Below are 11,933 nucleotides of genomic sequence, written 5' to 3'. Positions count from 1 at the left end.
AAACGCTTTGCGTCCAAATCAGCCGAAACGCAAGCGCTATTTCTGTATCTGCTTCAGCGTATCGGCACCGTGATTGGCGGCCAGCTGCTGCAGCTCCTTCAGGCGGCGCTGATATTCCGCTTCGGAGATTTTTCCCGACGAGCGGGCAGCCCCAAGCGCCGTCAGCCGCGCCGATTGGCTTGCAGCCTCTTCATTGCTCATCTGGGGGCCGGCAGCCGGCAGTTTTCCTTCGATGACGGGATAAACATCCGTGGGAATGGGTTTGGCCATGGTGGCGGAATAGATCGACGGCTGCTCTTCGACTTTTGCCGAGCTGCACGCGGCAAGAGCAAGCACCAAACCTGCCATTCCAAAGGCCGTCACCATCCGCGTCATCACTGCTTTCCCCGACTTCGTCATCTCGCCCCTGCCCGGCACTTTGGTTGAACTCTAACCGAAACCGGCGGACAGCCAATGTGCCCCGAGTCCAACATGCGCTGGCACTTGTAATCATTTTAAGGCAGAATGTAAAAAGACAAAACAAACAAACATCTGTGGAGGAAACTGGGTGGCAGAAGACAGGAAGGCCGAGGGCCAGACCGGCGCCAGCACGGATGGTTTTCCCGGTTTCGACCCGAAATCCGTCGATCCCTACATCGTCAAGGACCCTGAAGCCTTTACGATCAATCTCGCCCGCACGGTCGAGCAGCTCGGCAAGGCGGCGTCCGCCTGGCTTGCGCCCCGCGAAAGCGGCGAGAAGATCGACATGGCCGCCGATCCGATGGTCGACATGGTCAAGACCCTCTCCAAAGTCTCCGAATATTGGATCTCCGATCCCAGGCGCACGCTTGAAGCCCAGACCTACCTGATGGGCAGCTTCTTCTCGATGTGGACCCGCACGCTGCAAAGAATGGGCGGCGAGACGGTCAGCGATCCCGACGACGTACCCCGCAATGACAAGCGGTTTTCCGATGCCGACTGGGTCGCCAATCCGTTCTTCGATTTCCTGCGCCAGGCCTATTTCATCACGTCCAATTGGGCGGACAAGATGGTGCGCGACGCCGAAGGCCTCGACGACCACACCAAACACAAGGCCGCCTTCTATGTGCGGCAGATTTCCAGCGCATTGTCGCCGGCCAATTTTGTCACCACAAACCCCCAGCTTTACCGGGAGACCGTCGCCTCCAGTGGCGCCAATCTGGTCAAGGGCATGCAGATGCTGGCCGAGGACATCGTTGCCGGCAAGGGCGACCTGAAACTGCGCCAGACCGATGTCAGCAAGTTTGCGGTCGGCGAGAACATCGCGATCACGCCCGGCAAGGTGATTGCCCAGAGCGACGTCTGCCAGGTGCTGCAATATGATGCCGCGACGGAAACGGTGCTGAAGCGGCCGCTTCTGATCTGCCCGCCATGGATCAACAAGTTCTACGTTCTCGACCTCAACCCGCAAAAATCCTTCATCAAATGGGCGGTGGATCAGGGCCACACCGTCTTCGTCATCTCCTGGGTCAATCCGGATGAACGCCACGCCGGCAAGGATTGGGAATCCTATGCCCGCGAAGGCATCGGCTTTGCGCTCGACACCATCCGTCAGGCGACCGGCGAAGAAGAGGTGAATGCGATCGGCTATTGCGTCGGCGGCACCTTGCTTGCCGCTACGCTTGCCTTGCATGCGCAGGAAGGCGACACGCGCATCCGCTCTGCCACCCTGTTTACCACCCAGGTCGATTTCACCCATGCCGGTGACCTCAAGGTGTTTGCCGACGAGGCGCAGATAGCCCAGATGGAAGAAAAGATGAAGGAGACCGGCTATCTCGATGGCTCGAAGATGGCGATGGCCTTCAACATGCTGCGGGCGTCGGATCTCATCTGGCCATATTTCGTCAACAACTACCTGAAAGGCCAGGAACCCTCGGCCTTCGACCTGCTTTACTGGAATTCCGATTCGACCCGGATGCCCGCGGCCAACCATTCCTTCTATCTGCGCAATTGTTATCTGCAGAACAACTTGACCAAGGGCACGATGGTGCTGGCGGGCAAGACGATCTCGCTCGGTGACGTCAAAATCCCGATCTACAATCTCGCCACCAAGGAAGATCATATCGCCCCGGCAAAATCGGTGTTCGTCGGCAGCCAGTTCTTTGGCGGCGATGTCACTTATGTCATGTCAGGTTCAGGCCATATCGCTGGCGTCGTCAATCCGCCGGACAAGGGAAAATACCAGTTCTGGACCGGCGGCCCGGCTACGGGCGATTTCGACGACTGGGTCAAGACGGCCAGTGAAACGCCGGGGTCCTGGTGGCCTCATTGGCAGTCCTGGATCGAAGCGCTCGACGGCGATCGCGTCCCGGCACGAAAGACGGGCGGCAAACTCAACTCTCTGGAAGAAGCGCCGGGCTCCTATGTCCGGGCACGCGCCTGATCAAACAACGGACACCGACACTTCATGCTCTTCGACAGGCCACTGGTGCCCGCCGTCCTCATTCAGCGCTACAAACGCTTTCTCTTTGATGCCGTACTTGAGGATGGGCGCGCCATCACCGGCTCCTGTCCCAATACCGGATCGATGCGCGGGCTGACGACGCCCGGCTCACGCATCTGGCTTTCCGAGCACGACAGTCCGACACGCAAATATCAGCACATGTTCGAAATGGTCGAGGTCGGCGGCACCGTCGTCGGTATCAATACCGGCTTGCCAAACAGGTTGGCGGAAGAGGCCATCAAGGCGGGACAGGTTGGCGACCTTCATCTCTATTCGACGCTCCAGCGTGAGCAGAAATATGGCCGCAATTCCCGCATAGACATGCTGCTCAGCGATCCCGAACGCGGCCGTGCCTATGTCGAGGTCAAGAACGTGCATTTCAGCCGCACACCCGGCTTGGCCGAATTTCCAGACAGCCCGACGGCACGCGGTGCAAAACATCTGGAAGAACTCGGCGACATGGTCGAGGCGGGCCATCGCGGCATCATGCTCTACCTGATCCAGCGGGACGACTGCGCCACGTTCAGCATATGCCGCGATCTCGACCCGTTTTATGCAAAGGCTTTTCGGCGGGCGATGCAGCGCGGGGTTGAGACTTTCGCCGTCAAATGCCGGGTTTCGCCGCAGCAAATTGCGCCTGGCGGGCTGATCCCGATAGACGAACCCGCCTGTGCTGATCTATGACATTGATCAAAGACAACTGAAAGTATTGTAATGGTCACCTATATCGAGGCAGCGTCAGCGCCCTACAAGAATACCGGCGTTATCCGCCTCTATACGCCCGAGGATTTTGCCGGGATCAAGCGCGCCTGCCAGATCACGGCACGCTGCCTCGACGAACTGGCAAGCCGCGTCAAACCGGGCGTAACCACCGACGAGATCGACCGTTTCGTGTTCGATTTCGGGATGGATCACGGTGCCCTGCCCGCGACACTCAACTATCGCGGCTACACCAAGTCGTCCTGCACATCGATCAACCACGTCGTCTGCCATGGCATTCCCAACGAGAAGCCGTTGCGCGAAGGTGATGTCGTTAATATCGACGTCACTTACATTATCGACGGCTGGCACGGCGATTCCAGCCGGATGTATCCGGTCGGCGAAATCAAGCGCGCCGCTCAGCGTCTGCTCGAAGTCACCCATGAATGCCTGATGCGCGGTATCGCCGCCGTCAAGCCCGGCGCGCGCACCGGTGCCATCGGCGAAGCCATCCAGACCTTTGCCGAAGCCGAACGCTGTTCGGTGGTGCGCGATTTCTGCGGCCACGGCGTCGGCCGCCTATTTCATGATGCGCCGAACATCCTGCACTATGGCCGCGCCAATGAAGGCCCGGAAATGCGCGAAGGCATGATCTTCACCATCGAGCCGATGATCAATCTGGGGCGCCCGCATGTAAAGGTTCTGGCCGATGGCTGGACCGCCGTCACCCGCGACCGGTCGCTGTCGGCGCAATACGAACACGCCGTGGGCGTTACCGCCACCGGCTGCGAGATTTTCACTCTATCGCCTGGCGGTCTCGACCGTCCGGGCCTGCCGGCATAAGGTTTGCGATGACAAAGCTCCCTTTTTCTTCCGAAGGCGATCACTAGCAACTGGCTGATGAACGGGGCTTTTTCGCCGAACAGCAACCCAAACGCTCCAGCCTTGGCATGCCCACCGTTCAACAGGACGATGCACACTATCATGGCCATCGCGACCGGTTGAGAACGCGCTACAAAGACCATGGCGACACGGCGCTGGCCGACTATGAAATCCTCGAGCTGCTGCTGTTCCGGCTGATCCCGCGCCGCGATACCAAACCGATCGCCAAGGCGTTGCTTGAACGCTTCGGAACGCTCGCCGGTGTGTTCGGCGCCTCGCCTGTCTTGCTGCAGGAGGTGAAGGGCATCGGCGAGGCCGTGGCCTTCGATCTGAAGCTGATCTCGACCGTTGCCCACCGGACACTGAAGAGCGAGCTCAAGGGCAAGCAGGTCCTGGCCTCCTGGTCATCGGTGATCGACTATTGCCATGCCGCCATGGCGCACGAGACCCGCGAGCAGTTCCGCATTCTCTTCCTCGACAAGCGCAACGCGTTGATCGCAGACGAGGTGCAGCAGACCGGAACAGTCGATCACACGCCGGTCTATCCGCGCGAAGTGGTCAAGCGGGCGCTCGAACTGTCCGCGACGGCCCTTATTCTCGTGCACAACCATCCATCCGGTGATCCGACCCCTTCCCGGGCTGATATCGAAATGACCAAGATGATCGTCGATACGGCAAAACCGCTGGGGATCACCGTCCATGATCACATCATCATCGGCAAGGATGGTCATGCCAGCCTCAAGGGGCTACGGCTGATTTGATCTTTGTGGTTTACAGCCACTTCGCCCGCCGGAACATGCGGTAGAGCATGCTGCAGACGATGACGATGAGCGCCAGAACAACAAAATATCCATACTTGAACTTCAGTTCGGGCATGTCGTCGAAATTCATCCCGTAGATACCCGCAATCGCCGTCGGTACAGCGAGGATCGCGGCCCAGGATGCGAGCTTTCGGGAAATTTCGGTCTGTTCCGACTGACCGATCATCAAGCTGGCTTCGAAGGTAAAGGCCAGCACCTCGCGCAACGTGTCGATATCCTCCTGTACCCGCCGGACATGATCGGTTACATCACGGAACAGCGCGTGCAACGTTGCGTCCATGCCGGGCAGATCGAGATGCTCATGGCGCCGGCAGACATCGACAAGCGGCACGACGGCATTGCGCAGGCGCAGCAGGCTTCGACGCAGGAAATAGAGGCGTTCGATATCCTTCTTGTTCAGCCGGTCGCGCAGAACCCGTTCTTCCAGTTCCTCCACTTCCGTATGGATGCCTTCAACGACGGGCATGTAGTTGTCGACGATGAAATCGAGAATGGAATAGAGGATGTAGTTCTCGCCATGGGCCAATGCGGCAGGCGACGCCTCGCAGCGTTGCCGGACAAGGTTGTAGGATGTTGACGGTCCGTGGCGGACTGAGACGACATAGCCGCGGCCGACAAACAGATGCGTTTCACCAAAGACGATCTCCTCGCCCATCATGTGCGCCGTGCGGGCGACGACGAAGATGGCATCGCCGTAGATTTCCAGTTTCGGGCGCTGATGGGCATGGCCGGCATCTTCTATGGCCAGTTCATGCAGACCGAACTCGGCTTGGACCTCACGCAACAGGGCCTCATCCGGCTCATGCAGGCCGATCCAGACCACCGCCTTGTCGCGGCCTTTCCATTCGTGTGCGTCCTTGATCTCGATATCGAGGATGCGCTGACCATGTTCGTAAACGGCAGCCGCAACGACACCGGGACGGCTGCGCGGTTTTGCAGGCGGCGCCCTGAGTGCGTCAAGCGACGCGGCGGTCTCGCTTTCCTGCCGACCCTCAGCATCCTGCAAAGCCATGACAAATCCTCCGCCCCAAACCGCAGTCAGTCTCACCTGTCGCTGAAAGCGCGTTCCTCGCCGCAAACAGCGGATTGCCCGATACAATATAATCGCTTTTCATAAAATAAGCATCGGTAAGCCTGGGCCTGTTCCCAAGGCTTTATTAAACTGTAAGATTGACGATATAGACGCTTGCGGGCGACATTTGCCGCAACGCACAATGATTCTCCTCCATCATCGGAAACGCGTCATGAACCAGTACGATCTCGTGGTTGTCGGCAGTGGACCTGCAGGGCGCAGAGCCGCAATCCAGGCCGCCAAGCTGAGCAAGAAGGTTCTTGTCATCGAACAGGGAAAGCGTGTCGGCGGCGTCTCGGTGCATACCGGAACCATCCCCTCCAAAACCCTTCGCGAAACCGCACTCAATCTCACCGGCTGGCGCGAGCGCGGCTTTTACGGGCGGGCCTACCGGGTCAAGGAAGAAATCAGCGCCGAGGATCTTCGCCGCCGCCTGTTGATCACCCTTGATCACGAGGTCGAGGTGCTGGAACACCAGTTCGCCCGCAACCGCGTTCAGCATATCCGCGGCAAGGCCAGCTTCATCGACCCGCAGACAATGCAGATCCTCAAGGAAGACGGCGAGATCATCCAGGTTTCCGCCACCAGCATCCTGCTTGCGGTCGGCACGAAGCCGTTTCGCCCGGACTACATACCCTTCGACGGAAAGACGGTGCTCGATAGCGACGAGCTGCTTGAAATCCAGGACCTGCCCCGCTCCATGGCCGTGATCGGTGCCGGCGTTATCGGCATCGAATATGCGACGATTTTCAGTGCACTGGATACGCAGGTCACGTTGATCGATCCGAAATCCACCATGCTCGATTTCATCGACAAGGAAATCGTCGAGGACTTCACCTATCAGCTGCGCGACCGCAACATGAAGCTGCATCTCGGCCAGAAGGCCGAAAAGGTGGAGCGGATGGCGGACGGCAAATGCTCGATCAAGCTTGATAGCGGCCGCGTCATCATCTGCGAAATGGTGCTGTTTGCCGCCGGCCGCATGGGGGCCACCGATTCGCTCAATCTGGAGGCCGCTGGTCTTCAGGCCGACAATCGTGGCCGCCTCAGCGTCAACCCGGAGACGTTCCAGACATCGGTTCCGAACATCTATGCCGCCGGCGACGTCGTCGGCTTCCCGAGCCTTGCCTCCACCTCGATGGAACAGGGCCGCATCGCAGCCCGCGTTGCGGTCGGTGCGATCGCCAAGGAACCGCCGAAATTCTTCCCCTACGGCATCTATGCTGTCCCGGAAATTTCGACCTGCGGCCTGACGGAGGAAGAGGTCAAGGAGCGCGGTATTCCCTATGAATGCGGCATCGCGCGTTTTCGCGAAACATCGCGCGGCCACATCATGGGACTGGATTCCGGGCTCTTGAAGCTGATCTTCTCGCTGAAGACCCGGCGCCTGCTCGGGGTCCACATCGTCGGCGAAGGTGCGACCGAACTCGTCCATATCGGCCAGGCGGTGCTCAACCTAAAGGGCACCGTCGAATATTTCGTCGAGAATACCTTCAACTACCCGACGCTGGCCGAAGCCTACAAGATTGCCGGCCTTGATGCCGGTAACCGGATGGGTGAGGTTTCCCCGAAAATATAGGCGGCGTGAGGGCGCTTGGCACGTTGCGGATATTGCGGCCGACGCGGCTTTCAAGAACGATGAGACAGGGAGATGGCGGCTCGTGGCCAACTCCAGCATGCTGCCGGCGCCTCAGCGGCTGAACATGCCCGCCCAACCGACACTTCGTCACAATCTGATGTTCCCGGTCCCGGCTTACGTTCCGGCAAACTCATTGCTGAAACCTGCTGTTACAGAAATTTTCAACGCGTCCTGATCCCGCCCACCGGTATTGGCTGGATGGGTTAGGTTAAGCCAGAATAATCTCCCTGCCCAGCAAATGGAAAAAGCCGCCCCTCTCGGGACGGCTTTTTCAAATCATGCAACGATGCGCGAGCTTATTCGGCGCTGTCGTCGGCAGCCTTCTTCTTGGCCGGAGCCTTCTTCTTCGGTGCAGCGGCTTCTTCGCCTTCCGCAGCGTCAGCCTTGGCAACCTTCTTCTTCGAAGCGGCCTTCTTCGTATCCGAAGTGCCTTCCTCGTCGTCAGCCATCAGTTCTTCCTTGCTGACGGTCTTGTCGGTGACCTTCACTTCGGAGAGCAGGTGATCGACGACCTTTTCTTCGAAGATTGGGGCGCGCAGCGAGGCGGCAGCACCCGGGGTCTTCTGGAAGTAATCGATGATCTGCTTTTCCTGGCCGGGGAACTGGCGAAGCTGTTCGAACAGCGAACGCTGCATTTCTTCGTCGGTTACCGTGACGCCGGCCTTTTCGCCGATTTCCGAGAGAACCAGACCGAGGCGGACGCGGCGTTCAGCCAGCTTGCGGTATTCGCCGCGCGCTTCTTCTTCCGTGGTGTCTTCGTCGGCGAAGGTCTTGCCGGCCTGTTCCAGGTCGGTGTTGATCTGGCGCCAGATATTGTCGAATTCGGCGTCAACGAGGCGCTGCGGCGTGTCGAACTGGTAGAGTTCGTCGAGCTGGTCGAGGATCTGACGCTTGACCTTCTGGCGGGTCATCGAGCCGTACTGGCTTTCGATCTGGCCGCGAACGACTTCCTTCAGCTTGTCAGCCGATTCGAGGCCGAGCTTGGTAGCGAGGTCGTCGTTGATTTCAACTTCAGCAGCGGCAGCGACGTCCTTGACGGTGATGTCGAAAGTGGCGTCCTTACCAGCAAGGTTTGCAGCCGGGTATTCGGCCGGGAACGTCACGTTGATGACCTTCTCGTCGCCAGCCTTCAGGCCAACGAGCTGTTCTTCAAAGCCCGGGATGAACCGGTTGGAACCGAGAACCAGCTCAGCGTCTTCGTCCTTGCCGCCGTCGAAGGCTTCGCCGTCAACCTTGCCGAGGTAATCGATGGTGACGCGGTCGCCGTTGGCGGCCTTGCCCTTCTTGGTTTCATACGTGCGGGCATTTTCAGCGATCTTGAGGATCTGCTCGGTCACTTCGGCTTCGTCGATATCAACGACTTCGCGGGTCACCTTGATGCCGCTGACGTCCTTGAGTTCGATCGCCGGGATAATTTCGTAAGCGACTGTGAATTCGAAATCTGCTTCGGCGCTGAGGATCTTGTCCGCTTCGGCTTCGTCCTCGGTCATCGCGATTTCCGGCTGCGTCGCAGACTTTTCGCCGCGCTCGGACAGGATTTCGGTCGGCTTTTCGCGAACGAGTTCATTGACGAGCTCAGCCATGATCGACTTGCCGTACATCTTCTTCAGATGTGCGAAAGGCACCTTGCCCGGACGGAAGCCGTTGATACGGACCTTGTCCTTGGTTTCGGCGAGACGCTCGTTCATACGAGCTTCCATGTCCTTGGCCGGGATAACGACCTTGAGTTCGCGCTTCAGCCCTTCAGCGAGCGTTTCGATAACCTGCATGTTCAAACCTTCATTTCACGTTGACAGGGCTCTGTCGGTGTTTTTGTACACGAGCACTTGAGCCGATCCATTTGCCGGGAGTGGCTTTACGCAAATCAGTCACCGTTTTGCAAGCAAAATGGCGCCGTCCTCTCGATCGACGCCAAGGCAAGCCCTGGACGTCCCATTATTCTGGTGCGGGTAGAGAGACTTGAACTCCCACGCCTTGCGGCACCAGAACCTAAATCTGGCGTGTCTACCAATTTCACCATACCCGCGTTCAGAAAACCGCAGCGCCTGCTCGCATCGGCACAGAAAAGTCTTCGGCGACAACGCCTGTGACCAGCCTGCACCGGGTTCAGGGCGTTCCCGAGCGCGGCGTCTCTATATCACCCGTTTCCAAGGGATCAAAGGAAAAATGGGGATCGACGGAAAAATGCGGCTTTTGTCGTGTTCCTGTCACCTGCCGGCCAAGAAACCGCTTCTCGCCGTCAATAAAGCGGCTCCTCATACAGCGGCTTGCCATCGACAGCGATCAGACGGATCTGCATTCGTCCGTCGTCATCGACCCGGGCGGTCACCGACAGTGCGCTGGCATTGCGCGCCTCCTCCAGAACCTTGCCCTCGCCTTCCGGCACGTAATAACGCTCTATGCCATAATCGACATTCAGCGAAGCCTGCTGGCTATCCGACGCCGGATAGAAGTAGAACGGTGCACTGCGGGCAATGACACTGCCCTCTCTTGGCGCAAGAGCACCGAAGGATGCTTCCGCAACACCCCAAAAACCGTCCGGCTGTTTTTCCAGACGCACGGAGAGCTGTGCATCGGTTGCCTCGGTGGGAAAACCGCCCGTTACCTTGTCGGCCGGAATGGTCGAGATATCGTAGGATAGAATGACATAGTCGCCGCGCAACAGGTCGCGCGGATCGACGGGGACGGTCTTCAGCACCACATCGACACCGTTGCGCAGGATCGAGGCCCGGCTTTCGATCATGTAGCCGAGGAAAGCAGTCTGCAGCACAGCGACCAGGATTGCAGCGAACAAGGGCCTCATCAACGGATTGTTGCTCATGCTGCGCTCCCTTCCACCGTGGTTTTGGACGATAGCCGTTTTTCCAGCCGGATAACGAGCCAGGCGATCAAGGCGACGACGCCCCCGGCGATCAGGAAGAAGCTGGATGTGCCGAGGATACTGCCCAATGTCTCGGAGGCCAGATACAGGGTCTCTGCCGCAAAAACCGCATAGCCGAGAAATCGGACAGCGCCGTTCAGCCGGCCGGCGATGGCAATGCCGCCCAATGCCACCGCAAGCGTCGTTGCACCGATCGCGATCTCCTGGCCAAGACCATCGACCTCCGTATGCAACGCGGCCAGCCCCATCACGGCAAGCGCGAAGCTATAGAACGCCGGTGCGGCTCCCGCATCACGAGCAAAACGATAGAGCGGCGACAGGGGAAGGCTCGCCACTAGGAACGCCACGAGGCCGGCCCCGAACAGAAGACCCGCGACCCAAACCTCCGGCAGCTCGATGTAAAGCCATCCGAGCCAGGCCAGGCCGAGAAGATATGCAAGATGCCGGGCAATGCCGGCATTGGTATAACGCACCAAGGCGATAACGATGACGATCAGCATCGGCACCAGGTAGATATAGCCGTTCCCCTCGAAGGACGTATCATTATCGATCACCAGCTCTCCGAAAACAGCCCAGGCCAGAAAACCGCAGAGCACCGCAAGCGCGGCAGAGCGAAAGGCGACCGCCGCGACGCAGGCTGCCGCGAACCAGACGAGCAGCGCATCCGTCGCATCGCCCGACAGGTGATACATCTGCCCCACCAGCGCGATCCCACCGCCAAACGTCATAGTCGCCAGCACCAGCAGCGCGGTACCCATTGCCTTGAGCCCGCGGCCAAGGCAGGCGGCACCTGTGAGATAAAAGACCCAGATGAGGGCAACGATACCGGCGACGCGCAGGAGGCGTGGGATCGCTTCCCAATTGGCCGCAACCAGCAGCAGGATAGCCGCCGACAGCAGGATGGCAGCCAGAACCAAAAGCACCCTGCCAGCACTGAAGACGGTTTCGCGGGCATCGTATTCGCCGAGCATCGCCTTTGCGGCTGCGGGGTCCAGCATCCCCTTGGAAACCCATGTGTTGAAGTCTTTTTCGATCCGCCCCCGGTACATGACCGATCTCCTTGCATGCGCTTGTTGCGCAACACATATCATAGGCATCGGCAATTCCTAGAGCAGCAGCGCTTGTGCAGGGGTAACCGTAGGCCGGTAAATTCCTTTCGAATCAAAAGCTCCGCTCGCCGCTGCGCAGGTCACCGCATCCTTTCCAGTACCGTTTAAGGGAAATTGCGAAGGGTGATCATCGTTAACGAAGCATGAAGGTTTGCATGCGATCATTCCTCATCCAAGAGACCGAAGGCGAACAGTTAACGTCATGCATAATCTGCATATCATCCATGATAATATTGCACTGCACAAATGACAGGTCCGCAGCTATATTGAACTCAAGAAGACGGAACGAGATCAGCGAAAGCGATCGGGGCCGTCAGCGGCAAGGCCAGCCGTTTCCGCTCAGAAGTGGAAAAGGCCAGCGGACCGAAA

9 protein-coding genes, 1 tRNA gene and 1 pseudogene are annotated in these 11,933 nt (G+C 58.8%); 5 read left to right on the top strand and 6 right to left on the bottom strand.

Features of this window, described 5'->3' with window-relative positions; translation table 11 throughout:
- Nucleotides 1-36: 36 nt before the first annotated feature.
- Nucleotides 37-375: an SHOCT domain-containing protein gene (locus ACP7E6_RS13575; RefSeq protein WP_426230245.1), complete on the bottom strand. Its 339-nt coding sequence runs from the start codon at nucleotides 373-375 to the stop codon at nucleotides 37-39.
- Nucleotides 376-547: 172 nt separating this feature from the next.
- Between ACP7E6_RS13575 and phaC the strand changes: the two genes are divergently transcribed.
- The 4 genes and pseudogenes from phaC to radC all read left to right on the top strand — a co-directional run.
- Nucleotides 548-2,401, top strand: a complete 1,854-nt coding sequence (gene phaC, locus ACP7E6_RS13570) for a poly(3-hydroxyalkanoate) polymerase subunit PhaC (RefSeq protein ID WP_426230244.1) — start codon at nucleotides 548-550, stop codon at nucleotides 2,399-2,401.
- A gap of 24 nt (nucleotides 2,402-2,425) precedes the next feature.
- A complete protein-coding gene (sfsA, locus tag ACP7E6_RS13565; protein ID WP_426230243.1) occupies nucleotides 2,426-3,145 on the top strand; it encodes a DNA/RNA nuclease SfsA in 720 nt (239 codons plus the stop codon).
- Nucleotides 3,146-3,175: 30 nt separating this feature from the next.
- Nucleotides 3,176-4,003 carry a type I methionyl aminopeptidase gene (map, locus tag ACP7E6_RS13560; RefSeq protein ID WP_113315756.1) on the top strand — a complete coding sequence of 276 codons (828 nt, stop codon included), beginning with the start codon at nucleotides 3,176-3,178 and terminating at the stop codon, nucleotides 4,001-4,003.
- A 53-nt stretch (nucleotides 4,004-4,056) separates the two neighbouring features.
- Nucleotides 4,057-4,803: pseudogene (gene radC / locus ACP7E6_RS13555) on the top strand (RadC family protein); the annotation flags it as partial.
- A gap of 10 nt (nucleotides 4,804-4,813) precedes the next feature.
- On the opposite strand, the gene ACP7E6_RS13550 reads toward radC, so the two are convergent.
- Nucleotides 4,814-5,875 carry a magnesium and cobalt transport protein CorA gene (locus ACP7E6_RS13550; protein ID WP_426230242.1) on the bottom strand — a complete coding sequence of 354 codons (1,062 nt, stop codon included), beginning with the start codon at nucleotides 5,873-5,875 and terminating at the stop codon, nucleotides 4,814-4,816.
- A gap of 232 nt (nucleotides 5,876-6,107) precedes the next feature.
- On the opposite strand from ACP7E6_RS13550, the gene sthA reads away from it, so the two are divergent.
- On the top strand, nucleotides 6,108-7,514 hold the full coding sequence (sthA, locus tag ACP7E6_RS13545; protein ID WP_426230241.1) for a Si-specific NAD(P)(+) transhydrogenase: 1,407 nt from the start codon (nucleotides 6,108-6,110) through the stop codon (nucleotides 7,512-7,514).
- 356 nt (nucleotides 7,515-7,870) lie between these two features.
- Here sthA and tig read toward each other — a convergent pair whose 3' ends face one another.
- The 4 genes from tig to ACP7E6_RS13525 all read right to left on the bottom strand — a co-directional run bounded on the left by tig (nucleotide 7,871) and on the right by ACP7E6_RS13525 (nucleotide 11,504).
- Nucleotides 7,871-9,343: a trigger factor gene (tig, locus tag ACP7E6_RS13540; protein ID WP_426230240.1), complete on the bottom strand. Its 1,473-nt coding sequence runs from the start codon at nucleotides 9,341-9,343 to the stop codon at nucleotides 7,871-7,873.
- Nucleotides 9,344-9,515: 172 nt separating this feature from the next.
- Nucleotides 9,516-9,600 (bottom strand) — tRNA-Leu (locus ACP7E6_RS13535).
- Between the two features lie 213 nt (nucleotides 9,601-9,813).
- Nucleotides 9,814-10,395: a GDYXXLXY domain-containing protein gene (locus ACP7E6_RS13530; RefSeq protein WP_426230239.1), complete on the bottom strand. Its 582-nt coding sequence runs from the start codon at nucleotides 10,393-10,395 to the stop codon at nucleotides 9,814-9,816.
- Nucleotides 10,392-11,504, bottom strand: coding sequence for a DUF2157 domain-containing protein (locus ACP7E6_RS13525; RefSeq protein ID WP_426230238.1), 1,113 nt, complete (start codon nucleotides 11,502-11,504; stop codon nucleotides 10,392-10,394). Before ACP7E6_RS13525 ends, ACP7E6_RS13530 begins: the two co-directional genes overlap by 4 nt.
- Nucleotides 11,505-11,933 lie beyond the last annotated feature (429 nt).

Source organism: Pararhizobium sp. DWP3-4, from assembly GCF_049898205.1.
Lineage (GTDB): Bacteria > Pseudomonadota > Alphaproteobacteria > Rhizobiales > Rhizobiaceae > Pararhizobium.
This window is presented reverse-complemented; position numbering and strand designations above follow the sequence as displayed.

Bases quoted from the DNA above. Each gene is read 5' to 3' on its own strand.
- ACP7E6_RS13575 (WP_426230245.1), bottom strand. From the start codon at position 375: ATGACGCGGATGGTGACGGCCTTTGGAATGGCAGGTTTGGTGCTTGCT.
- sfsA (WP_426230243.1), top strand. From the start codon at position 2,426: ATGCTCTTCGACAGGCCACTGGTGCCCGCCGTCCTCATTCAGCGCTAC.
- map (WP_113315756.1), top strand. From the start codon at position 3,176: ATGGTCACCTATATCGAGGCAGCGTCAGCGCCCTACAAGAATACCGGC.
- ACP7E6_RS13550 (WP_426230242.1), bottom strand. From the start codon at position 5,875: ATGGCTTTGCAGGATGCTGAGGGTCGGCAGGAAAGCGAGACCGCCGCG.
- sthA (WP_426230241.1), top strand. From the start codon at position 6,108: ATGAACCAGTACGATCTCGTGGTTGTCGGCAGTGGACCTGCAGGGCGC.
- tig (WP_426230240.1), bottom strand. From the start codon at position 9,343: ATGCAGGTTATCGAAACGCTCGCTGAAGGGCTGAAGCGCGAACTCAAG.
- ACP7E6_RS13530 (WP_426230239.1), bottom strand. From the start codon at position 10,395: ATGAGCAACAATCCGTTGATGAGGCCCTTGTTCGCTGCAATCCTGGTC.
- ACP7E6_RS13525 (WP_426230238.1), bottom strand. From the start codon at position 11,504: ATGTACCGGGGGCGGATCGAAAAAGACTTCAACACATGGGTTTCCAAG.